Source organism: Bradyrhizobium sp. (assembly GCF_016219575.1).
Taxonomy (GTDB): Bacteria; Pseudomonadota; Alphaproteobacteria; order Rhizobiales; family Xanthobacteraceae; genus Bradyrhizobium.
The window spans coordinates 156,277-179,287 of the sequence record NZ_JACRMG010000023.1 but is presented as its reverse complement, the minus strand read 5'-3'; the positions used below and the strand labels follow the sequence as shown (position 1 = coordinate 179,287).

The window sequence follows — 23,011 nt, the reverse complement described above, 5'->3', positions numbered from 1 at the left end:
TCCCTGAGGAGAGACACCGATGGCCCTCGCCCGTGCCCGCCGCAGTGAATCCGGTCTCAATTACTGGCCGGGATTCGTCGATGCGCTGTCGACACTGGTGCTGTCGATCGTGTTCCTGCTCACGGTGTTCCTGGTGGTGCAGTTCTTCCTGTCGCAGGAGGTCACCGGCAAGGACAAGGCGCTGGAGCAGCTCTCAGCCAAGATCGCGCAGCTCAACGACCTCTTGTCGCTGGAGAAGCTCGCCAAGCTCAATCTCGACGACCAGCTGACGCAGCTGCGCGCCGGCCTCGCCTCGGCCGAAGGCGAGCGCGACCGCATCAAGGGCCTCTACGACGGCCTCGCCGGCGCCGGCGGCGATGCGCAGGGCCGCGCGAATGAGCTGAACAAGGCGCTGGATTCGGAGAAGCAGGTCACCGCGCGGGCGCTGGCGCAGATCGAGGTGCTGAACCAGCAGATCAGCGCGCTGCGCCGCCAGCTCGCGGCGCTGGAGGAAGCGCTGGAGGCTTCCGAGAAACGCGACAAGGAATCGCAGGGCCGCATCGCCGATCTCGGCCAGCGGCTCAACGTGGCGCTGGCCCAGCGCGTGCAGGAATTGTCGCGCTACCGCTCGGAATTCTTCGGCCGCCTGCGCGCCATCCTCGGCAACCGCCCGGACATCCGCATCGTCGGCGACCGCTTCGTATTCCAGTCCGAAGTGTTCTTCGACACCGGACAGGCGGCGCTGCTGCCGGAGGGCCGCGCCGAGCTCGACAAGCTTGCCGCCGCGCTGGTCGAGCTCGACAAGCAAATCCCCTCCGAGATCGCCTGGGTGCTGCGGGTGGACGGCCACACCGACGTGCGGCCGATCAACAGCCCGCTGTTCAAGTCGAACTGGGAACTGTCCGCCGCCCGCGCGATATCGGTGGTGCAGTATCTGGTTTCGCTCGGCGTGCCCGCGCAGCGGCTGGTCGCCGCGGGCTTTGCCGAGTTCCAGCCGCTCGACACCGCAGCCACGGAAGACGCCTACAGGCGCAACCGCCGCATCGAGCTCAAGCTGACGGAACGCTGAGCTAGCTAACCGCCATCGAACTGCAGCCGCGCCAGCCTTGCGTAAAGTCCGTTGTCGGCGACCAGGGAAGCGTGGGTGCCCTCCTCGACGATGCGGCCGTGCTCCATCACCAGGATGCGGTCGCAGGACAGCACGGTGGCGAGACGATGGGCGATCACCAGCGTGGTGCGGTGACGCATCAGCTCTTCCAGCGCGGTCTGCACCAGGGTCTCGCTTTCGGCATCGAGCGCGGACGTCGCCTCGTCAAGCAACAACAGCGGCGCATCGCGCAGGATCGCGCGCGCGATCGCGATGCGCTGGCGCTGGCCACCCGACAATTTGACGCCGCGCTCCCCGAGTTGCGACTCGAAGCCGCCGGGCAGGCGGCGGATGAATTCGGTGGCATGGGCCAGATCGGCCGCGCGCTCGACCTCGGCGTCGCTGGCATCCGGCCGGCCGAAGCGGATGTTTTCCCGCGCGCTGGTTGCGAACACCACCGAGTCCTGCGGCACCAGCGCGATGCGCGCGCGCAACTCGCGCGGATCGACGGTTTCGATCGCCGTGCCGTCGAAGGAGATAGTGCCGCTCTTCGGATCGTAGAAGCGCAGGAGAAGATGAAACAGCGTGCTCTTGCCGGCACCGGAAGGGCCGACGATCGCGACCCTCTCGCCGGCCTTCACCGACAATGACACCCCGTCGATCACCATCGCATCCGGCCGGGTCGGATAGGCGAAGCTGACGCGCGCGAAGGATACGTCGCCGCGCGGCGGCGACGGCAGCGGGCGCGGCGAAGCGGGTGCAGCTATTTCAGGCCGCACCTGCAGGATCTCGAACAGCCGCTCGGCGGCACCGGAGGCTGCGGACAATTCGCCCCAGACCTCGCTGAGCTGGCCGAGGCCGGCGGCGGCGAACACCGCATAGAGCACGAACTGGCCGAGCCGGCCCGGCGTCATGTCGCCGACCAGCACGTCATGCGAGCCGACCCAAAGGATGATCACCACGCTGGTGAAGATGATGAAGATGATGACCGCGGTCAGGATCGCGCGGGCCTGATGCGAGCGGAGCGCCGCCTCATAGGCCTCCTCGACCTCGCCGCCATAGCGCGCATTGGCCAGCCCCTCGCCGGTGAAGGCCTGCACGGTGCGGCTGGCGCCAACGAGCTCGCCGACATAGGCCGCCGCCGAACCGAGCCGGTCCTGCGCGCGGCGCGTCAGCCGCCGCACCCAGCGCCCGAACGCCACCAGCGGCAGCACGATGGCCGGGATCGCCAGCAGCACGAAGCCGGAAAGCCTCGGGCTGGTGATCACCATCATGGTGACGGCGCCCGCAAACAGCATGATGTTGCGCAGCGCCACCGACGCCGAAGCGCCGACGGCGGACTTGATCTGTCCGGTATCGGCGGTCAGGCGCGATACCAGTTCGCCGCTGCGCGAGGAATCGAAGAAGGCCGACGACAGCGACATCAGATGCGCGAGCACGTCGCGCCTGAGATCGGCGACGATGCGCTCGCCGATGGTCATCACGAGGTAGTAGCGAGCCGCACTGGCTGCCGCGAGCACCGCGACCATCGCCACCATCACGCTGAAGTAGCTGTTGATCAAAGCGATGCCTTCGGGGCTGAAGCCGAAGTCGACCATGCGGCGCACCGCGATCGGCACCAGCAGCGTGGTCGCCGCCGCGACCGTCAGCGCGATGAAGGCAAGGAAGGCCCGCACGCGATAGCGCGCCATATAGGGCGCAAGCGCCAGCAAGGGGCGCAGCTTGGCGCGGCGTGCCGGCGCCTCCGCGAGCGGCGCCTCGATGACGGCTTCCGCCTCCATCAGCGCGTCGCGCGGCGCTGCCGCCTTGCCGCGTCCGTCTTCAAGCTGTTCCGCTACGCTCATCCGGTCCCGACCGTTTTGGGGGCCTCCAGATAGGCCCTCCGCGGGGGCGCTGGCAAATCCGGGACAGCCCTCATCCGGGCCCGCCCGGAGCCGTTCCGCGGCTTGTTTTGGGGTGAGGCATGCGTTATAGAGCCGGCCAAATCCGCATCCCCTTCAGATTTGAGACGGGCGCCGGCGCGCCAGAGGAAAAGCCATGAAAGCCGAAATTCATCCGGATTATCATATGATTACGGTCGTCATGACCGACGGAACCGAGTACCAGACCCGTTCCACCTGGGGCAAGGCCGGCGACAAGCTGAACCTCGACATCGACCCCAAATCGCACCCGGCCTGGACCGGCGGGACCCAGCAGCTGATGGATCGCGGCGGCCGCGTCTCGCGCTTCCAGAAGAAGTTCGAGGGTTTCCTCAAGAAGTAACTCCGCCGCCACGCGGTTGGAAACGCAAAACGCCCCTGCCGAGCAGGGGCGTTTTTGTTTGGCGCTCAATCCATCCGTCATTGCGACGGCGGAGAGAATTATTGCTCGAACGCGGCCTTGAGCCGGTTGAGCTGCGGCACGAGGGGATTGCCGATCGAGGGGTGCTCGGGCGGCGGTGCATGAATGGTGGTGTCGAGGCGACGTACCCGCGATTGCAGGCTCATCGAGCGGGCGATCAGATCCTGCAGCTGCTGCGGCAGCTTTGCGATCATGTCCTCGGGGCCGGGATCGGCGGCGGACAGTTTCACCTTGGTCTTTTCGCGGTTGGCCTGGGTCAGCGTCATCTCGCCTTCCTTGACCGCGCGGTGCAGCAACAGCCAGGAGGCAAGCTGCATCAGCCGGGTCGTGAGGCGCATGCTCTCGGTAGCATAGGTCAGGCTGACGGAACGCTCCAGCGCCTTGGCCTCGGTGCGGCCGTCGCCGTCGAGATAGGCGGCGGTCTCCTCGACCAGATCCATGCCCTCCCGGAACAGATTGCCGAACGCCGCCGAGTTGGTCAGCCGTTCGCTCAATTGAACCAATGCGCCGTCGCCCTGCGGACCCGCCATGGTTAACGCCCTCACACCACCGATTTACGCGAAATGCCGGCTTCTTGAGGCGCCGGCTTATGATGAACAAATCATTGCGCGTCCGGGGGGCCGGAGTCCAGCTGCAACGCGATTTATGGTTTCCGCGCCGGTGAGGAAGACGGCCAAAAAAAGAGCCGCCGAAGGAATCGGCGGCTTTTGAAGTTGATAACAGGGAGGCGTCAAACAGAGTGGACAGGAGCCACTCGGTGTCCAAACGAGGACGATCCCAGTCATATCTGGGAAAGCTTAATTGATCGTAAACGAAGGGATTTGTTGAGGCTTCGTTTGCCATGTCGGCCATTGGCCGAGTTCTCTACGGTCGCCCCGGCGCAGGCCGGGGCCCATAACCACCGCTGGCAGTTGGCGAAACGAAGCCGTCTCCCCGCGTGCCCTTTGCGAGGGCCGCGGCGTATGGGCCCCGGCCTGCGCCGGGGCGACAACTCAGGACTTGAAGAAGCTGTTGGCAGCATCCTTTGAAGCGCGCTTCTTCGTGGCCGCCTGTTGCAGCCGCCCGATCTCGGCCGTGAGCAGCGCGATGCGTTCGGTCAGTTCTTCGAGGGACAAGAGCGACAGATCCTGGCCGATCTCGTGGCTGATCTTCTTGCGCGGGCGGTCGTCGTCTTCGGCTGGCATTGCGCTCCTCCGTGCTATGCGCCCCCCGGGCGGTTGCCAGCCGCCATGCGGCTGGCTAAGCAATCGTCCGGATTTCCCGTATTTCCCAAGGACAAATCATGGAAAAGCTGCCTGCGCAAATGACCGTTGTCGCCATCAGCAAGCCCGGCGGTCCGGAGGTGCTGGTGCCCGAAAAGCGTAACCTCCCCGTGCCCGGCCCCGGCGAGCTGCTGGTCAAGGTAATGGCCGCCGGCGTCAACCGGCCCGACGTCGCGCAGCGCTCCGGCGCCTATCCGCCGCCGCCCGGCGCCAGCGACCTGCCGGGCCTCGAGATTGCGGGCGAAGTGGTGGCCGTGGGCAGCGGCGCTGTCAGGCACAAGATCGGCGACAAGGTGATGTCGCTGGTGGCCGGCGGCGGCTACGCCCAGTATTGCATTGCGCAAGACGGCCAGGCGATCACCGTGCCGCCTTCGCTCACAATGGCCGAGGCCGGCGCCATTCCGGAAACGCTGATGACGGTGTGGCACAACGTGTTCGAGCGCGGCGCGCTGAAGCCCGGCGAGACGCTGCTGATCCACGGCGGCTCCTCCGGCATCGGCACCATGGCGATCCAGCTGGCGAAGGCATTGGGTTCCAGGGTGATCGTCACCGTCGGCGGCGAGGACAAGGCGAATGCCTGTCTCAAGCTCGGCGCCGACGTCGCGATCAACTACAAGACCCAGGATTTCGTCGCCGAGACCAGGAAGGCGACCGACAATGCCGGCGCCAATGTCATCCTCGACATGGTCGGCGGCGACTACATCGATCGCAACTATGACGCCGCCGCCGTCGACGGCCGCATCGTCCAGATCGCCTTCCTGTCCAACGCGCCGAAGGCGACCGCCAACTTCTCCAAGCTGATGGTGAAGCGCCTCACCCACACCGGTTCCACGCTGCGCCCCCGTACGAATGCGGACAAGGCGGCGATGGTGGCGGCCATCGAGGCCAGGGTGATGCCGTTGCTGCGCGAGGGACGGGTCAAACCCGTGATGGACAGCACTTTCCCGCTGGAAAAGGCAGCGGACGCGCACAGGCGCATGGAGACCAGCCAACATATTGGCAAAATTGTGTTGGCCGTTTAACTCTCCCAAACGATGGGCGGGCGGAAACCCTTTGATTTCCCTCGCTTTCATGGCATCTATCGCGAGACGCCGGGCCGGTCGCTTGGCCGGGACGAACGTTTTCGCGGAGTACTGACATTGCGTCTGATCAGGTGCCTTGCGCTGGTTGCGCTGGGCCTCATGATTGTTGCCGCCGCGGCGCCCGCGCGGGCGATCGACGCCGTCAGCGTCCGCAGTGACGCGCCCGCGATCGACCTCACCGCCGTCCTCGACCATCAGCGCAGCGACACCGACCGCATCCAGGTCTCCACCGCACCGGGAACCGACGGCATCGTCCGCCGCATCGAGGTCCGCGCCCGCGAAGGCGGCCAGAACTGGGTGGTGTTCGCGCTCGCCAACAACACCGACGACCAGCTCGACCGCCTGATCGTGGCGCCGCATTACCGCATCGTCTCGTCCGGCCTGCTGTGGCCCGACCTCGGGCTGTCGCGCGTCGCCACCATCACGCCGTCGGTCGGCGACCGCCCCGAGCGGCAGGAGAGCGCCACCGCCGACATCTTCCGCATCACGCTCGATCCCGGCGCCGTCGTCACCTTCGTCGCGGAGCTGCGCACCGACCGGCTGCCGCAGCTCTATCTGTGGGAGCCCGACGCCTACAAGGACAAGGTCAATTCCTTCACGCTCTACCATGGCATCGTGATCGGCATTTCCGGCCTGCTGGCGCTCGTGCTCACCATCCTGTTCGTGGTCAAGGGCTCGATCATGTTTCCCGCCGCCGCGGCGCTGGCCTGGGCGGTGCTCGTCTACATCGGCGTCGACTTCGGCTTCTGGGCCAAGGTGCTCGACGTGTCGAACAATGCCGAGCGCGTCTGGCGCGCAGCGGGCGAGGCGATCCTGGCGGCGACGCTGCTGGTGTTCCTGTTCGCCTATCTCAACCTGTCGCGCTGGCATGTGCGCTATTCGCACATCACCATCGGCTGGCTGACCTTCCTCGGCTCGCTGGTTGCGCTGGCGCTGTTCGATCCCGCGGTGGCCTCCGGCATCGCGCGCATGTCGCTGGTGCTGATCGCCTTCGCCGGCTTTGCGCTGATCGTCTATCTCTCGACCCACGGCTTCGACCGCGCCGTGCTCTTGATCCCGACCTGGTTCCTGCTGGTGGTCTGGGTGATCGCGGCCGGCATGACGGTGGCTGGTTCCGTCACCAACGACATCGTCGGCCCGGCCCTGCTCGGCGGCCTCGTGCTGATCGTGATGCTGATCGGCTTCACGGTCATGCAGCACGCCTTTGCGGGCGGCGGCGCCACCACCGGCGTGGTCTCCGATGTCGAGCGACGCGCGCTGGCGCTGGCCGGCTCCGGCGACCTGATCTGGGACTGGGACGTCTCCGCCGACAAGGTCTTCACCAGCCCCGAGACCGAGGCGCTGCTCGGGCTGAAGCGCGGCACGCTGGAAGGGCCCGCCGCGAAGTGGCTCGAGGTGTTGCATCCGCTCGACCAGGACCGCTTCCGTGCCGCGCTCGACAGCGTGCTCGACCAGCGCCGCGGCCGGCTGGTACAGGATTTCCGCCTGCGTACGCCCGACGGCCATTTCATGTGGTTCGCGCTGAAGGCGCGTCCGGTGGTCGGCTCCGACGGCGAAGTGTCGCGCGTGGTCGGCACGCTCACCGATGTCACCGACAGCAAGAACGCCGAAGAGCGCATGCTGCATGACAGCGTGCATGACAACCTCACCGGCCTGCCGAACCGAAAGCTGTTCCTCGATCGCCTCAACGCGGTGGCGAACTTCGCCAAGACCGTGCCGAGTCTGCGGCCGACGCTGATGGTGATCGATCTCGATCGCTTCAAGCAGGTCAACGATTCCGTCGGCATTGCCGTGGGCGATTCCATCCTGCTGACGCTGGCGCGGCGACTGACGCGCATCCTCAAGCCGCAGGACACGCTGGCGCGGCTTGCCGGCGACCAGTTCGGGCTGATCCTGCTGTCCGAGCAGGATTCCGCGCGCATCACCGCCTTTGCCGAAACCATCCGCAAGACCATCCGCGCGCCGATCGCCTTCAACGACCGCGAGATCTTCCTCACCGCTTCCATCGGCCTTGCGCTGTCCGATCCGCAGACGCAGCTCTCGGAGGAGATCATCAAGGATGCGGAACTGGCGATGTATCACTCCAAGCGCATCGGCGGCGACCGCATCGACGTCTACAAGCCGGCGATGCGCGCGCGCAAGACCGACCGCCTGACGCTGGAATCGGAATTGCGCCGCGCCATCGAGCGCCAGGAGATCTCGATCCTCTACCAGCCGATCGTACGGCTGGAGGATCGTTCCGTCGCCGGTTTCGAAGCGCTGGCGCGCTGGGACCATCCGAAACTCGGCCGCATGTCGCCGTCGGAATTCATCAACATCGCGGAAGAAATCGGCCTGATCGTCGACCTCGGCATGTTCGTGATGGACCAGACCGCGCGGCAGCTCGCGGTGTGGCAGCGCGCGATGCGTGCGCGCGAGCCGATCTTCGCCAGCGTCAACGTCTCCTCGCGGCAATTGCTGCGCCACGACCTGATCCACGACATCCGCACCGTGCTGTCGCGCTCTTCCGTGGCGCGCGGCACGCTCAAGCTGGAATTGACGGAATCGCTTGTCATGGAGAACCCGGAGCACGCGGCGCAGATGCTCACCCGCATCCGCGAGCTCGGCACCGGGCTATCGCTCGACGATTTCGGCACCGGTCATTCCTCGCTGGCCTATCTGCAGCGCTTCCCGTTCGACACCATCAAGATCGACCAGTCCTTCGTGCGCACCACCAGCCGCGGCACCCGCCCGGTGATCCTGAAATCGATCATTGCGCTGGCCCACGATCTCGGCATGGACGTGGTGGCCGAAGGTGCCGAGACCGATTCCGACGCGGTCGAGCTCTACCAATTGGGCTGCGAATACGCGCAAGGCTTTGCCTTCGGCGAGCCGATGGACGCCGATGCCGCGATGCGGCTGTTGACGGAAGAACGGCTGGAAGCGGCGAGCTGAGGGCCGGCGTAAGGTTGCCAAGCCGCGCGGCGCAACATAGCCGGAGTCGCCCCGGCGAACGCCGGGGCCCATAACCACCGGCTCAAGTTGTCAGGACCCGCTGTGGCCCAGCCTTCGCAAGGCCAAAGGCGAGATCGTCGCCGGCGTTCCGCTGCAGCGCGCGGGAAAGCCGTCCGACATCGCAGGCGCCTGCCTGTTTCTGGCATCCGATCTTTCGGCCTACATCACGGGCGCGACGATCGACGTGAACGGCGGCAGCCACATCCATTAGACTTGTTACTCGATGACTTCATCCGCTTGGGCGAGCATCGCCGGCGACACATTAAGGCCGAGCGCCCTGGCGGCCTTCAGGTTGATGACGAGCTCAAACTTGGTCGGCGCCTGCACGGGCAGATCACCCGGTTTTTCTCCCCTGAGAATACGGTCGACGTACCCCGAAGCTCGCTTGAAGATGTCCACCGTGTCAAAGCCATAGGACATCAGGCCGCCGGCAGTCACAAAGTAGCGAAACGGATACACCGCCGGCAGCCTGTGCGACGCCGCCAGACGAGCGAGCAACTCGCGATTGGAAGAGAACATCGGGGCGGGCAACACGATGAGCGCTCCGCCTGGGCGAGCAGCGGCCGTTGCGATGACCTGCTCGATCTCGGTGGCATTATATGCCGGCATCATCGTCGCCGCGACCGACATGGCAGCAGCGGCGGCTTCGGCCTTTTCCCAGAGGAATTCGTATCCCGGGTAGGACAACACGCTGACATGCCTCGTGTCGGGGGCAATCTCCTTGAGAACCTGTATCCACCTTCCGACGATCTCGGGCTCGAACGCGCTGAACCCCGTGACGTTGCCGCCCGGCCGGGACATGCTAGGCACAAAGCCGCTGCCGACCGGATTGCCGACAATCAGAAACAGCGTCGGCACACTGCGCGTTGTCTTGAGGACAGCCTCGATTCCCACCGTCGCATTCGCGACGATGACATCGGGGCCGAGAGCCGCGATTTCTCTCGCATGAGCCTCCGCCCGCTCCGAGCTGCCGCCGAACCATCGGACGTCCATCTGGACATTGCCGCCAATCGTCCAGCCGAGCGTCCGCATCGCTTCCTGAAACGCCGTGAGGCGGGCTCGCATTTCCGAATCGCGCTCCTCTGATGCCAGGAGGAGACCAATGCGGCGAACCGTCTGCGACCGTGCAGCTACCGGCCACGCTGCCGCGCCGCATAGCAGTGCGATGAAGCTGCGTCGCTGCATGTGTCCCCCGGCACGAAGATGCTCATCCTACCGAAACCTTCGCACGCGGACGAGTCGATCAACCCCGGCGATCAGAATCGATCACGTTCGCTCGCACGGCGAGAATCGCGCGCAATTTTCCTGAACTTCACGCTGCTGCCGTCCGCCTGCCGTGTCGCGACATAGCCGCCTTCGAGACAGGCCTCGCGCTGCGGCATCTTCTCCTGCGGGCTGCGCAAGGAGTCCCACCAGGAGGCGCGGTGCGCCGCCCGCGGCAGCGCCGCGTCGATGATTTCCTCGATCTGCTCGAAGGTCAGCACGAACTCGGGAAGCGTTTGTTTCTTCAGGTAATCCCGCAGCGCGTCGTAGTCGTTCACTTCGATCCCCGTTTACCAGGCTTCCCGAAACCGTCCGTGCAGTAAACCAACCGTTAACCCATCGCCGAAGCGTTGTCGCGATTTAAGGCCGCCGCAACGATTCCGGGCGCATTCCGATACTCCCGGGAGCGAGGAATGCCATTCCAGCGGCGGAAATATACGGCGAGGCGGCACTGGCGATTGTCGGTCAAGCTGCTGATCGCCTCGTCGTTCGCCACCGTGATCGGCTTTTCCGCCATTTGCGCCTCCGTCATGCTGGACATGCGCCGCGGCGAGGAACAGCTGGCGCGGCAGATGCTGGAAAATCTCGCCGCCGGCATCGACGCCGACATCGGCCGCAACATCGAGCTGTATGACCTGTCGCTGCGCGCGGTCGCCAACAACATGCTGATGCCCGAGCTCAGGACCGTCAGCAAGCCGCTGCTGCACCTGATCCTGTTCGATCACGCCGCCACGGCCAAGCATTTCGGCGCGATCCAGGTATTCAACCCCAAGGGACAATTGACGATCGACGCGTCCTCGCTCGATCCGAGGCCGGAGAACCGCGCCGACGAAGACTACTTCGCGGTCCACCGCGACAATCCCGGCGCCGGTCTCTTCATCAGCAAGCCGATGCTGCATCGCGGCGCCTATTCGATCGTGCTGAGCCGCCGCATCTCCGGCCCGGACAACGCCTTCCTCGGTGTCGTCGCGGGCGCGATCCGCTTCTCCTATTTCCACGAACTGTTCGAGCGGCTCAATCTCGAGCAGGACGACGTCATCACGGTGCTGCGCCGCGACCGCACCATTATCATGCGAAAGCCGTTCGACCTCGACGTCATCGGCAAGAACCTCGCCGACATAGCGCGCTGGAACGCGAACAACCTCAAGCCCGGCACATCCTTTTCCGGACAAGGCCCGGTGGATTCGACTCCCCGGCTCTATGTCCGGCGCGATACATCGGGCCCGCTGTTCGTCGTGGTCGGCAAGCCGCTCGATGCGGTGTTCCGGCTCTGGCACAAGGAGGTGATGCGGATCGGCGCGATCATGGGCGTGCTGATCCTGTTCGTCTTCGGCACCACGCTTCTCCTGGCGCGCGAGATCGGCCGCCGCGCGCGCGCCGAAGCCAAGCTGGAAGAGCTGGCGATCACCGACGCGCTCACCGGCCTGCGCAACCGGCGCAAGTTCGACGCCGAGATCGACAATGAATGGCGCCGCGCCGCGCGGCAAAAGACGCCGGTGGCGCTCTTGATGATCGATGCCGATCATTTCAAGGCCTTCAACGACTCGAACGGCCACCAGGCCGGCGACCAGGTGCTGGTCGGGATCGCGATCTGCATTTCCGACTCGGTGCGCCGCGCCGGCGATTGCGCCGCGCGCTATGGCGGCGAGGAATTCGCGGTGCTGCTGCCGGGATGCGGGCCGACCGACGCGTTCCAGATGGCGGAGACGATCCGGCAGAAGGTCATGCACTGGTCCGACGGCTCCGATGCGATGACCGTCAGCATCGGCGTCGCCAGCCTGATCCCCGGCCCGTCGATGCCGTGGTCCCTGCTGGTCGAAGCCGCCGACAAGGCGCTCTACGCGGCCAAGGCCAACGGCCGCAACCAGTCGGTGCTCGCCAGCATGCCGAAACTGTCGCTGGTGGCGTGAGCCGTCACTCAAACGTCATTGCGAGGAGCCAACGGGTCGCAATGACGGTATGGGCACCGTCATTTTTCGAGGTATCGCTTCATCTCCGCGCGCAGGCCGTCGCGCAGATCGGTGCGGGCCATGCCATAGGCGATGTTGGCGCGCAGGAAGCCGGACTTCGAGCCGCAATCGTGGCGCTCGCCCTCGAACTCGACGCCGTAGAATTTTTGCGTCTTCGAAAGGCCGATCATGGCATCGGTGAGCTGGATCTCGCCGCCGGCGCCGCGCTCCTGCGTCTCCAGTATCTTGAAGATCTCCGGCTGCAGGATGTAGCGGCCGGTGATGGAGAGATTGGAGGGCGCGGTGCCCTTCGGCGGCTTCTCCACCATGCCGTCGACCTCGAAGATATTGCCGTTGCGCTTGCCGACGCCGCAGATGCCGTATTGATGGGTGAGATGCTCGGGTACCGCCTCCACCGCGATCAGGTTCGACTTGGCGTCGAGCTTGCCCGCATGCGCGATCATCTGTGCAAGACAGCCCGGCGTGTTGAGCACCAGCTCGTCCGGCAGCACCACGGCAAAGGGCTCGTCGCCGACGATGTCGCGCGCGCACCACACCGCATGGCCAAGCCCGAGCGGCGCCTGCTGGCGGGTGAAGCTCATGGCGCCGGCTTCGGGCTGGTTCGCGGCGAGAATTTCCTGCTCGGCCTTCTTGCCGCGCGCGGCCAGCGTGGTGTCGAGCTCGAACATGCGGTCGAAATGATCCTCGATCACGCCCTTGTTGCGGCCGGTGACGAACACGAAATGCTCGATGCCCGCCTCCCTGGCCTCGTCGACCACGTATTGAATGAGCGGCTTGTCGACGATGGTCAGCATTTCCTTCGGCATCGCCTTGGTGGCGGGCAGGACGCGGGTGCCGAGGCCGGCGACCGGGAAGACGGCTTTGCGGATTTTCATGGGAATTTTGAGAGGCCTTGAGAGAGCGGGATTTCGGTTTAATTGCACTGTCGTAGCCGGTTTGCAGCCGGGAACAAAGGCGGATGTGTGGTGCGACGAAAAGACGGCAGGCGGGTCCGGCCTTTGTTAAACTATTGGAAACCGGGGTAGGTCCTGTTGCGGGCGGGGCATTCGAGCGGACGGGTCAGGGAATGAAGCGGCACATAGCATTGACGATCGGCCGGGCGGGCGCCTGGCTGCTCGCCGCCACCCTGCTGGCGCAGGGTCCGGCGATTGCCCAATCTTCCGGCGACGGCGTCTCCAATTTCCTCAACAACATCTTTGCCCCGAAGCCCGGCAACAGCGCGCAGCAGCCGCAGGCGGCGACCGGTACGACGGGTCCGCTCCCCTGGACCGGCGAGGACGGCGCCTCCGGCCATCCCTTGATGACCGCGAGCGCGATTCGCGAGGCGGCTGCGAATTTCGACAATTGCGTCGCCGGCATGTGGCCCGACGCGGCGCGCCGCGGCGTCTCGCAGCAGAGCTTCCGGCGCTATACCGCGGGCCTGCAGCCCGACCTGCGCATCATGGATCTGATGGATTCGCAGCCCGAATTCACCAAGGCGATCTGGGAATATCTCGACATCCTCGTCAACGACAACCGGATGGCCAAGGGCCGCGAGATCCTCGCCAAGTACAAGGCGGAATTTGATGCGGTGGAAAAAGCCTATGGCGTCGATCGCTACATCGTCGCTTCGATATGGGGCATCGAATCGAACTACTCGACGCAGATGGGCGACCGCAGCGTGCTGAACTCGACCGCGACATTGGCCTGCGTCGGGCGCCGGCAAAAATACTTCAAGGACGAGTTCCTGGTCGCGCTGGAAATCCTGCATCGCGGCGATCTCAGGCCCGAGCAGTTGCGCGGCTCCTGGGCCGGCGCGTTCGGGCCGACGCAATTCATGCCGACAGCGTTCAAGCGCTATGCGGTGGACGCCGACGGCGACGGCCGCCGCGACGTCGTCGACAACCCCTATGACCTGATCGCCTCGACCGCGAACAACCTGAAGAAGGACGGCTGGCAGAGCGGGGCGACCTGGGGCTACGAGATCGTCATTCCCCGCGGATTCAATTTCATGCTGGCGGACCGCTCGAAGGCGATGACGCTGGCGCAATGGGACGCGCAGGGGGTGAAGCGCGCCAACGGCAAACCGTTCCCGAACGGCGCCGACAAGGCCTATCTGCTGGCGCCAGCCGGCAGCGAGGGGCCGGGCTTCCTGATGCTGCAGAATTTCCGCGTCATCATGAAATACAACCCGGCGGAGGCCTATGCGCTGGCGATCGGCCATTTCGCCGACCGGCTGCGCGGCGGCCCGCCCTTCGTGCAGCCCTGGCCGCGCCAGGAACGGGTGCTGTCGCGCACCGAACGGCTGGAACTGCAGCAGCTTCTGGCCCAGCGCGGCTTCTACAGAGGCACCCCGGACGGCCAGTTCGGCGGCCAGACCAGGGAGGCGCTGCGCGCATTCCAGGTCTCGGCGGGGCTACCCGCGGACGGATTCGCCACGGCGGCGGTTCTGGATCGCCTCCGCGGGCGCTGAGTCGGCCGGAAAGAAGCCAAAGTAACCTTCAAAAACAATGATTTGGCCCTGCCCTTGACGGGTGGGCCGGCTGCCCCGTTTATGGGGGAAAATCCGCCCGCTTGCGGCCTCTTTCCGCTATTATAGTTGTTGCCTGAGAATCCAGAATTTCCATTGCGACCGAGCCGGATGCGAAAGCCAAAGCCATTCTACAAGGTGTTCACCGAGAGCGGCCCGCTGGTTGCGCTCACGGTCGCCATTGCGATCCTGGTCGGCATCGCGGGACCCGCCTCGGCGCAGTTCTTCAATTTCGGCGGCTGGTCGCGCCCGGCGCCGCCGCGACCCAGCCCCGGCGGCGGTGGCGGCGGATGGTTCGGCGGCGATTTCTTCGCACCGTTCCAGCAGCAGCAGCCCAAGCGGGTGCAGGATTTCTCCAAGGCGCCGCCGCCCGACAAGCGCGATCCCGCCTTCGTGCCGGAGCGCCACGTGCTGGTGCTCGGCGACGGCATGGCCGACTGGCTCGCCTACGGCCTGGAGGATGCCTACAACGAGCGCCCCGACATGGGCGTGATCCGCAAGAACCGCACGACAAGCGGCCTGATCAGGTATCAACCCAAGGGCGAGCCTTCCGACTGGACTGCGGCCGCCAAGCAGATTCTCGCGACCGAAAAGCCCGACGCCATCGTCGTGATGCTCGGCCTCAACGACCGCGCCGCGATGCGCGAGCCGGTAGCGGAGAAATCCGACAAGCCCGCCGAGAAGAAGAAAGACCCGCGCGCCAAGGACGCGAAGCAGGCCGCCAAACCCGATGCCGCAAAGCCGGATGCCGCAAAGCCCGATGCGGCCAAGCCGGACGCGGCCGCAAAGCCCGAAGACAAGCCGGCGGACGACGAGGCTGACAACGCCGACAATGCCGACACGCCTTCGATCGTCGCGCCGGAAAGAACCGCGCGCTCGGCCAGCGGCCTCTACGAATTCCGCGACGAGCGCTGGGTCGAGCTCTATGCCAAGAAGATCGAGGAGCTGATCGCGGTCCTGAAGTCCAAGGGCGTGCCCGTGCTGTGGGTCGGCCTGCCCGCCATCCGCGGCCCCAAGGGCATCTCCGACATGCTGTTCCTGGATGCGCTGTATCGCGACGGCGCCGGCAAGGCCGGCGTCACCTATGTCGACGTCTGGGACGGCTTCGTCGACGAAGCCGGCCGCCTGCTGCAGAAGGGCCCGGACTTCGAAGGCCAGATCCGCCAGCTGCGCTCCTATGACGGCGTATACTTCACCAAGCCTGGCGCGCGAAAACTCGCCCACTATGTCGACCGCGAGATCAGCCGCCTGCTCGCCAGCCGCTCCGGACCGATCGCGCTGCCGAGCGAACCGGCGACGCCCGACCTCAACGCCGTGCCCGGCCAGCCCGCGCCGCGCCCGATGGCGGGACCGATCGTTCCGCTGGTCGCGGCCTCGATCAACAACGATCAGCTGCTCGGCGGTCCAGGCTCGCGACCCGCGTCGGTCGATGGGCTCGCTGCACGCACGCTGGTGAAGGGCGAGGCGCTGGCGCCGCCCGCCGGCCGCGCCGACGATTTCGCCTGGCCTCGCCGCGAGGTCGGCCGCGAACAGGCCAAGGGCGATTCGCCGGTGGCGAGCGTCGCGCCCGACGGCACGGTGGTGCCGCCCGGACAGCGGCAGCAACCCCTGCAGCAACGTCCGCTGCAGCCCGGTCAACCGGGACAACCGGGGTTGGTGCAGCCAGGGCAACCTCCACAACCCGGGCAGCTGCAACAGCAGCAGAGGCGGCCGGCGCAAAACCCGACGCCGTCGCTGCGCGACCTGTTCGGCGGCTTCGGCAACAGCGCGCCCGCGCCGCGTCAGGTCGCCCCGCCGCCTGGCGCTCCGCGTCCGCCGGCCACCAACAACGGCGCACCGCGCCCGCCGGCCAATGTCGGCCGCTCAGCCGCGGTGCCCGCAGCCAATCCGACGCGTTGATTCCTCGACTCGCGCTAACCGTAATACCGCCAGCGTGGCGGCGGACGACGTGCGGAACGCGTCATCATCAGCGCCAGCGCAAAGCCGATGCCGCCGGCGATCAGGAGCGAGCCGAGCGGATTGTCGCGCACGGTCTTGGCGACCGCCTTCGTACCGCTCTCAAGGGTATCGCCGCTGTTCTCGTAGGCATCCCTGGCCATGCTTGCTGCGGCCTCGCCCGCCTCGCGCGCGGCATCCTTAGCCTGGCCGTACAGATTCTGCACCGTGCCCGCCGCTTCGCGTGCGCGGCCGGCGGCCTGCGTCTTCGCGTCGCCCGCCAGCTCGCCCGCCGCGCCTTCAACCTTGCCGGCAAATTCCTTGGCCGCCCCGGCGATCCGATCCTTATCCATCGTGTTACTCCCTGAGTTTTTCAGGGGATGTAACCGGCGAGACCGGTCAGGGTTCCTTCCTACAAAATCAGGCCGCCGTCGACGATGATAGTCTGGCCGACGACGTAGGACGACAACGGCGAGGCCAGGAACAGCGCGACGCCGGCCATGTCCTGCGGCGTGCCGAGCCGCTTCAGCGGAATCCGCTCCAGCGCGCCTTCCAGCCGTTTCGGGTTCGCCGTCGTCACCTTGGTCATCTTGGTGTCGACCAGTCCCGGCGCGATGCCGTTGACGCGGATGCCGTCCTCCGCCCAGGCCTCGCCCAGCGTGCGCGTCAGGCCCATCGCGCCGGTCTTCGACGCGTTGTAGGACGGATTGCCCATGGTGGAGTGATAGGCGGCGGTGGAGCTGACAATGATCAGCGAACCCCCGGCCCTTGCGAGCATGTCGTGAAACTTGGTCGCGCACGCCATCAGGCTCATCAGATTGACTTCCATCACCTTGCGAAAGCCGTCCATCTGGAATTCGCCGCGGCGGTAGATCACCGCACCCTGCGCCAGCACGAGGATGTCGAGCCTGTCGAACGACGGCTTGAACTTCTCTACCGCATGGGGATCGCTGACATCGAGCTGCTGATATTGCAGGCCTTCGAGATGCGAGCCGTCGTCGGGCGAATAATCCGAGGCATTTGCGCGGGTGCCGCAGACATGAACGCGCGCGCCCCTGGCGCGGAAGGCCTGCGCGATGCCGTTGCCGATGCCGCTGGAGCCGCCGACCACCAGCACCTGCTTGCCGCTGAAATCGAGCTCGTTCATCGCGCACCTCCCTTTGTTATTTTGCGCATGATCTTGATCGGAAAACCGGTACCCACTTTTCCGGATCATGCGCCTTGTTTGTTTGACCTGTCTGCGGATTGGTGCCAGCCTTGTCAACCTGCACCCGCCACGAATTTTCCGTCTCGCGAGCATTCCATGACCGCAGTGAAAAAACTCTCCCGCTCGGTGAAAGGCCTCACCGTTCTCGTCACCGGCGCTGCCAGCGGCATGGGCCGCGCCACCGCGCATGCCTTTGCCGATGAAGGCGCCAATGTCGCCGTCACCGACCTTACTGCCGAGGGCACGCGCGCCGTCGCCGACGCCATCACCGCATCGGGCGGCAAGGCAAGAGCCTGGACCCTCGACGTCGCCGACCCGAAGGCGATCGTCTCCGTCGTCGACGATGTCGCCAGACATTTCGGTTCGCTCGATATCGTCATCAACAATGCCGGCCTGTCATTGCGCGCCGCGATCGACGCGGACAATTACGAAGAGGCCTGGGCCAAGGCGCTGGCGGTGATGTTGACGGCGCATCCGCGCATCATCCGCGCGGCGCTGCCCTACTTGCGCAAGTCGAAATGCCCGCGGATCGTCAACATCGCCTCCACCGAGGCGCTCGGCGCAACCGCCACCAACAGCCCCTATTCCGCGGCCAAGGGCGGCGTCACCAGCCTGACTCGCTCGCTGGCGGTGGAGCTCGGCCGCGAGGGCATCACCGTGAACTGCATCTGCCCGGGCCCGATCCGCTCGGCGATCACGGAACGGATTCCGGAGGAGCACAAGACCATCTACGCCAAGCGCCGTACCGCGCTCGGCCGCTACGGCGATCCGGAAGAAGTCGCCCATATGACGCTGAGCCTGTGCCTGCCCGCGGCGTCCTTCCTGACCGGCGCCGTCATTCCCGTGGACGGAGGGCTCATGGCGCGGAACGCATGACTGGCGGCGCGCCTCCTCGTTGACATCGCGCCCTTCGGGAGTAGCCTTTCCGAAAAAGCAACGCAGCAAGGAGAGACGCCATGGCCCTGGCCATCCGTCAGTTGCAGAAGCACTTTGTCGGCGAGGTTTCCGGCCTCGACCTGCGCGTGCCGCTCACCAGGGAGCAGGCGGCCGAGGTCGAAGCGGCGATGGACAAATATGCCGTGCTGGTGTTCCACGACCAGGATATTACCGACGAGCAGCAGCTCGCCTTTGCGCTGAATTTCGGCGAGCGGGAAAAGGCGCGCGGCGGCACCGTGGTGAAGAAGGAAGATTACCGCCTCACCTCCGGTCTCAACGACGTCTCCAATCTCGGCAAGGACGGCAAGCCGTTGCCGCGCGACAGCCGCGCCAACCTGTTCAACCTCGGCAATTGCCTGTGGCATTCCGACAGCTCGTTCCGGCCGATCCCGGCCAAGTTCTCGCTGCTGTCGGCGCGGGTGGTGAACCCGAAGGGCGGCAACACCGAATTCGCCGACATGCGCGCGGCCTATGACGCGCTCGACGACGAGACCAAGGCCGAGATCGAGGACATGATCTGCGAGCACTCGCTGATGTATTCGCGCGGCTCGCTCGGCTTCCTCGATTACAGCGACGAGGAAAAAGAGATGTTCAAGCCGGTGCTGCAGCGGCTGGTGCGCACCCATCCCGTGCACGGCCGCAAGTCGCTGTACCTCTCCTCGCATGCCGGCGCCATCAAGGGCATGAGCGTGCCGGAGGGAAGGCTCTTGCTGCGCGACCTCACCGAGCATGCCACGCAGCTGGAGTTCGTCTACGTCCACAAATGGAAGCTGCACGACCTCGTGATGTGGGACAACCGCCAGACCGTCCACCGCGTGCGCCGCTACGACCAGTCGCAGCCCCGCGACATGCGCCGCGCCACGGTGGCAGGAACAGAGCCGACGGTGGCGCAGCAGGCGGCGGAGTGAGGTTGTCGCCCCGGCGAAGCTGTAGGATGGGTTGAGCCCTTGCGAAACCCATCATGGCTCCGCAGCAATGAAGGTGATGGGTTTCGCTTCGCTCTACCCATCCTATGACAGCCAAGTCTGCCGCGCCGTCAGCGCATCACGCATGCCCGGCTTCGTTCGACAGCATGCCGGGATCGATGCCGATCTTGCGCAGCGCGCGCGGGTATTTTTCCTCAACCGCGGCTCCGAACACCAAATCGGGATCGGCGGGACAATGCAGCCAGCCATTGTGCTGGATCTCGTTCTCCAGCTGCCCCGGCGCCCAGCCGGCATAGCCCAGCGCCAGGATGGCGTGCCTGGGACCCGAGCCCTTGGCGATCGCCTTCAATATGTCGACGGTCGCAGTGAGGCAGATGTCGTCGTCGATGCGCAGCGTCGCGTCCTGGATGAAGAAGTCGCTGGAATGCAGCACGAAGCCGCGGCCGGTATCGACCGGGCCGCCCTTCAGCACCTGCATCGGCTCGCCATGGTCGGGCAGCTTGATCTGGTCAGCGCTCTTGATGATGTCGAGCTGCATCAGCAGCTGCGGGAAGTCGATGCTGCCGGCCGGATGGTTGACGATGATGCCCATGGCACCTTCCGAAGAATGCGCGCACAGGTAGATCACCGAGCGCTCGAAGCGGGGATCGCCCATCACGGGCATCGCAATCAGCATCTGGCCGTCGAGATAGCCCTCGTCCGGCGCATTGTGCCCCATGCCGGCCTTGCGGCCCTGGCGCTTCGGTGCTTTGCCTTCAGGACTCATCCGCAAAGGCCTCTCATCAATCACTTCCATCCTGATATTGGGCGGCGCATCTGTCAATCAAGCTTGAAGTCGTACATCACAAGCAATTCAATGGTTTGCGCCAGTCCCAACCGGTAAAGACGTGCCATGAACGCCATTGTTCCCTGCCGCGCCGCATTCGGCCTCGCCGCCACCTTGTTTGCTGCTTCGCTGGCGGCCGTGGCCAAGGCGGAGGACGCTTCGCCCTGGCAACGCGACGCGCATTCGGCGGTGCGGCTGCTGGCGGGCTCGCGCAGCGGCAACGTGCTGCTCGGCGGTATCGCCATCCAGCTGCAGAACGGATGGAAGACCTATTGGCGCATGCCCGGCGATTCCGGCGTGCCGCCGCGCTTCGATTTCTCCAAGTCGGACAATGTCGAAGCGGTGACCGTTTTGTGGCCGGCACCGATCAAGTTCGGCGACGGCGCCGGCGGCTTCTCGCTCGGCTACAAGAAACAGGTTGTGCTGCCGCTGCGCATCATCGCGAAGAACAACGACAAGCCGGTGACGCTGCGCCTCCACCTCAGCTACGCCGTCTGCGACAAGCTCTGCATCCCCGTCGAGGCCTCGAGCGAGCTAACCTTCGCGAGCGTCGCCAGCACCGAAGACGGCAATCTTGCCGCCGCGCTCGATGCCGTGCCAAAGCCCGCCAATGTAGGCGACCCCCTTCCGGTGACCATCCGCGATGTCAGGCGCGACGGCGACAAGAATGTGCTGGTCGACGTCAGCGCGCCGGAAAACAAGGACGTCAGCCTGTTCGTCGAGGGCCCGACGCCGGATTGGGCGCTGCCCATCCCGAAACTGCTGGAGAACAGTCCGCCCGGGGTGAAGCGCTTCGCCTTCGAGCTCGACGGCCTGCCGCCGGGCGCCAAGCCGGATGGCGCTGCGCTGAAGCTGACGCTGACCGGCGGCGATCGGGCGTATGAGTTCAATGTGAATCTGAATTGACGTCGTTCCGGGCAAACCGGAACGACGTCATTCCGGAATGGTGCGAAGCACCAGACCTCAGATGCGCAATTGCACCGGGGAATCTCGAGGTTCCGGGTTCGGCTCTACGAGCCGCCCCGGAACGACAGGCCACTGAATCTTAACGATTCGTTGATAGATCGGACAATGGCCGCACCCTCGCGGCATTTCCGAGGACGATTTCAGCTGTGGCCATGATGGACAGCCAATCCACAACCGCTTCGCCTGCCGGCATCCTGGCGCGCGTGAAGGAGCTGCTCGGCGGCTCCAGCGAAGCCTCGGTCACCAAGCGCCTTGCCGCCACCATCTTCCTCATCCGTGTGGTCAGCGCCGTCATGGCCTATGGCGCGCAGATCCTGCTGGCGCGCTGGATGGGTACCTCGGATTACGGCGTCTACGTCTATGTCTGGACCTGGGTGCTGCTGCTCGGCAGCATGATGGATTTCGGCATCTCGGCCTCCGCACAAAAGCTCATTCCGGAATACCGCACGCGCGGCGAGTACGCGCTGCTGCGCGGCTTCCTGTCCGGCAGCCGCTGGCTGACCTTCGCGGTGTCGTCCATCGTCGCGCTCGCGCTCGCGGGCCTCGTGAAAACGCTCACACCCTGGATCGACGCGGCCGCCATCGTGCCGCTCTATATCGGTTGCGCCACGCTGCCGGCCTTCGTGGTCGCCAACACCCAGGACGGCATTGCGCGCTCGCATGACTGGATGCGGCTCGGCCTGATGCCGCAATTCATCGTGCGGCAGACGCTGATCATCGGCTTCACCGCCGGCGCCTTCGTGCTCGGCTTCAACCTCGGTGCCACCGCGGCGATGCTCGCGAGCTTTGCCGCGGTGTGGCTCGCCATGCTCGGGCAGATGGTCGTGCTCAACCGCAGGCTCTCCGGCCATGTCGAGGCAGGCAGCAAGTCCTACGACGTGCGCGGCTGGCTGGCGGTGTCGCTGCCGATCCTGCTGGTCGAGAGCTTCTATCTGCTGCTCTCCTACACCGACGTGCTGGTGCTGCAGCAATTCCGCTCCTCCGAGGAGGTCGGCATCTATTTCGCGGTGGTGAAGACGCTGGCGCTGGTTTCCTTCATTCACTACGCGATGTCGGCGACCACGGCGCACCGTTTCGCCGAATACAATGCGCAAGGCGACAAGGACCGGCTCTCGGCCTATGTCGCCCACGCGATCCAGTGGACGTTCTGGCCGTCGCTTGCGGCCACGCTGGTGCTGCTTGCCTTCGGCAAGCCGCTGCTCTGGCTGTTCGGGCCGCAATTCGTGGTCGGCTATGACATCATGTTCATTGCAGCGATCGGCCTCGTCGTGCGCGCGGCGATCGGCCCGGTCGAGCGGCTCCTCAACATGCTCGGCCACCAGCACATCTGCGCACTGGCCTATGCGCTGGCCTTCGTCATGAACGTGGTGCTGTGCGTCGCATTGGTGCCGCGCTGGGGCGGCCATGGTGCTGCGGCGGCCACCTCGATCTCGCTCGCCTTCGAGACCGTGCTGCTGTTCGCCATCGTCCGCCGCCGCCTCGGCCTGCACGTGCTGGCGTTCGGGAAGCGCGCTGCCTAACCGTATCCGTTCCAACCTGCGATTCAGTCGCATCGAGCGGCTGGCATACGGTGCAGCAACTCGCTCAACCGCATCATTTTCTGACATTTTTACCTTTCCGGCGGCGCAGAAGCGGATTCCTCTCCGCGCCGCCGGATTGGGGAAAAACACCATCCGGTTCCATTGCGCGCATGAAATATTCTTATTTTCCCGGCTCCGTTGCGGTCGGG

Annotated in this window: 21 protein-coding genes; 12 read left to right on the top strand and 9 right to left on the bottom strand. The window is 65.5% G+C overall.

The window, feature by feature from the left end:
• Positions 1-19: 19 nt before the first annotated feature.
• A complete protein-coding gene (locus HZB49_RS19205) occupies positions 20-1,048 on the top strand; it encodes a peptidoglycan -binding protein (RefSeq protein ID WP_291614214.1) in 1,029 nt (342 codons plus the stop codon).
• A gap of 5 nt (positions 1,049-1,053) precedes the next feature.
• Here the strand turns inward: HZB49_RS19205 and HZB49_RS19200 are convergent, their stop codons facing one another.
• Positions 1,054-2,910: an ABC transporter transmembrane domain-containing protein gene (locus tag HZB49_RS19200; protein WP_291614212.1), complete on the bottom strand. Its 1,857-nt coding sequence runs from the start codon at positions 2,908-2,910 to the stop codon at positions 1,054-1,056.
• A 193-nt stretch (positions 2,911-3,103) separates the two neighbouring features.
• Between HZB49_RS19200 and rpmE the strand changes: the two genes are divergently transcribed.
• Positions 3,104-3,328 carry a 50S ribosomal protein L31 gene (rpmE, locus tag HZB49_RS19195; protein WP_291614211.1) on the top strand — a complete coding sequence of 75 codons (225 nt, stop codon included), beginning with the start codon at positions 3,104-3,106 and terminating at the stop codon, positions 3,326-3,328.
• A 98-nt stretch (positions 3,329-3,426) separates the two neighbouring features.
• Here rpmE and HZB49_RS19190 read toward each other — a convergent pair whose 3' ends face one another.
• Both HZB49_RS19190 and HZB49_RS19185 read right to left on the bottom strand, forming a co-directional pair.
• A complete protein-coding gene (locus HZB49_RS19190; protein WP_291614209.1) occupies positions 3,427-3,936 on the bottom strand; it encodes a DUF1465 family protein in 510 nt (169 codons plus the stop codon).
• A 462-nt stretch (positions 3,937-4,398) separates the two neighbouring features.
• A complete protein-coding gene (locus HZB49_RS19185; RefSeq protein WP_291614207.1) occupies positions 4,399-4,590 on the bottom strand; it encodes a DUF1192 domain-containing protein in 192 nt (63 codons plus the stop codon).
• Positions 4,591-4,688: 98 nt separating this feature from the next.
• Between HZB49_RS19185 and HZB49_RS19180 the strand changes: the two genes are divergently transcribed.
• The 3 genes from HZB49_RS19180 to HZB49_RS19170 all read left to right on the top strand — a co-directional run bounded on the left by HZB49_RS19180 (position 4,689) and on the right by HZB49_RS19170 (position 8,955).
• Positions 4,689-5,690: an NAD(P)H-quinone oxidoreductase gene (locus HZB49_RS19180; RefSeq protein WP_291614205.1), complete on the top strand. Its 1,002-nt coding sequence runs from the start codon at positions 4,689-4,691 to the stop codon at positions 5,688-5,690.
• 117 nt (positions 5,691-5,807) lie between these two features.
• Entirely contained in the window at positions 5,808-8,684 is a 2,877-nt protein-coding gene (locus HZB49_RS19175) for an EAL domain-containing protein (protein ID WP_291614203.1), read from the top strand.
• A gap of 70 nt (positions 8,685-8,754) precedes the next feature.
• Positions 8,755-8,955, top strand: a complete 201-nt coding sequence (locus HZB49_RS19170; protein WP_291614512.1) for an SDR family oxidoreductase — start codon at positions 8,755-8,757, stop codon at positions 8,953-8,955.
• 5 nt (positions 8,956-8,960) lie between these two features.
• Here the strand turns inward: HZB49_RS19170 and HZB49_RS19165 are convergent, their stop codons facing one another.
• On the bottom strand, positions 8,961-9,929 hold the full coding sequence (locus HZB49_RS19165; protein WP_291614201.1) for an ABC transporter substrate-binding protein: 969 nt from the start codon (positions 9,927-9,929) through the stop codon (positions 8,961-8,963).
• A gap of 71 nt (positions 9,930-10,000) precedes the next feature.
• Entirely contained in the window at positions 10,001-10,285 is a 285-nt protein-coding gene (locus HZB49_RS19160) for a hypothetical protein (protein WP_291614199.1), read from the bottom strand.
• Positions 10,286-10,420: 135 nt separating this feature from the next.
• On the opposite strand from HZB49_RS19160, the gene HZB49_RS19155 reads away from it, so the two are divergent.
• Positions 10,421-11,917: a diguanylate cyclase gene (locus HZB49_RS19155; protein WP_291614197.1), complete on the top strand. Its 1,497-nt coding sequence runs from the start codon at positions 10,421-10,423 to the stop codon at positions 11,915-11,917.
• A gap of 59 nt (positions 11,918-11,976) precedes the next feature.
• Here HZB49_RS19155 and galU read toward each other — a convergent pair whose 3' ends face one another.
• Positions 11,977-12,852, bottom strand: a complete 876-nt coding sequence (gene galU / locus HZB49_RS19150; protein ID WP_291614195.1) for a UTP--glucose-1-phosphate uridylyltransferase GalU — start codon at positions 12,850-12,852, stop codon at positions 11,977-11,979.
• 191 nt (positions 12,853-13,043) lie between these two features.
• Here galU and HZB49_RS19145 point away from each other — a divergent pair, with 191 nt between their 5' ends.
• Together HZB49_RS19145 and HZB49_RS19140 are read left to right on the top strand one after the other, a co-directional pair.
• Positions 13,044-14,429 carry a lytic murein transglycosylase gene (locus tag HZB49_RS19145; protein WP_291614193.1) on the top strand — a complete coding sequence of 462 codons (1,386 nt, stop codon included), beginning with the start codon at positions 13,044-13,046 and terminating at the stop codon, positions 14,427-14,429.
• A 168-nt stretch (positions 14,430-14,597) separates the two neighbouring features.
• Complete coding sequence (locus HZB49_RS19140; RefSeq protein ID WP_291614191.1) at positions 14,598-16,385, top strand: DUF459 domain-containing protein; 1,788 nt, start codon at positions 14,598-14,600, stop codon at positions 16,383-16,385.
• Positions 16,386-16,399: 14 nt separating this feature from the next.
• Here the strand turns inward: HZB49_RS19140 and HZB49_RS19135 are convergent, their stop codons facing one another.
• Together HZB49_RS19135 and HZB49_RS19130 are read right to left on the bottom strand one after the other, a co-directional pair.
• Positions 16,400-16,774 (bottom strand): CsbD family protein, encoded by a 375-nt coding sequence (locus tag HZB49_RS19135; RefSeq protein ID WP_291614189.1) that lies wholly within the window; start codon positions 16,772-16,774, stop codon positions 16,400-16,402.
• A gap of 59 nt (positions 16,775-16,833) precedes the next feature.
• Positions 16,834-17,568, bottom strand: coding sequence for an SDR family oxidoreductase (locus tag HZB49_RS19130; protein WP_291614187.1), 735 nt, complete (start codon positions 17,566-17,568; stop codon positions 16,834-16,836).
• Positions 17,569-17,724: 156 nt separating this feature from the next.
• Here HZB49_RS19130 and HZB49_RS19125 point away from each other — a divergent pair, with 156 nt between their 5' ends.
• Both HZB49_RS19125 and HZB49_RS19120 read left to right on the top strand, forming a co-directional pair.
• Positions 17,725-18,504 (top strand): SDR family NAD(P)-dependent oxidoreductase, encoded by a 780-nt coding sequence (locus HZB49_RS19125; RefSeq protein WP_291614185.1) that lies wholly within the window; start codon positions 17,725-17,727, stop codon positions 18,502-18,504.
• Between the two features lie 80 nt (positions 18,505-18,584).
• Positions 18,585-19,472 (top strand): TauD/TfdA family dioxygenase, encoded by an 888-nt coding sequence (locus HZB49_RS19120; RefSeq protein WP_291614183.1) that lies wholly within the window; start codon positions 18,585-18,587, stop codon positions 19,470-19,472.
• Between the two features lie 136 nt (positions 19,473-19,608).
• Here HZB49_RS19120 and HZB49_RS19115 read toward each other — a convergent pair whose 3' ends face one another.
• A complete protein-coding gene (locus tag HZB49_RS19115; protein WP_291614511.1) occupies positions 19,609-20,208 on the bottom strand; it encodes a YqgE/AlgH family protein in 600 nt (199 codons plus the stop codon).
• Between the two features lie 174 nt (positions 20,209-20,382).
• Between HZB49_RS19115 and HZB49_RS19110 the strand changes: the two genes are divergently transcribed.
• Both HZB49_RS19110 and HZB49_RS19105 read left to right on the top strand, forming a co-directional pair.
• On the top strand, positions 20,383-21,222 hold the full coding sequence (locus HZB49_RS19110; RefSeq protein WP_291614182.1) for a protein-disulfide reductase DsbD domain-containing protein: 840 nt from the start codon (positions 20,383-20,385) through the stop codon (positions 21,220-21,222).
• Positions 21,223-21,437: 215 nt separating this feature from the next.
• Complete coding sequence (locus tag HZB49_RS19105) at positions 21,438-22,802, top strand: flippase (protein WP_291614510.1); 1,365 nt, start codon at positions 21,438-21,440, stop codon at positions 22,800-22,802.
• The last annotated feature ends 209 nt before the right edge of the window (positions 22,803-23,011 follow it).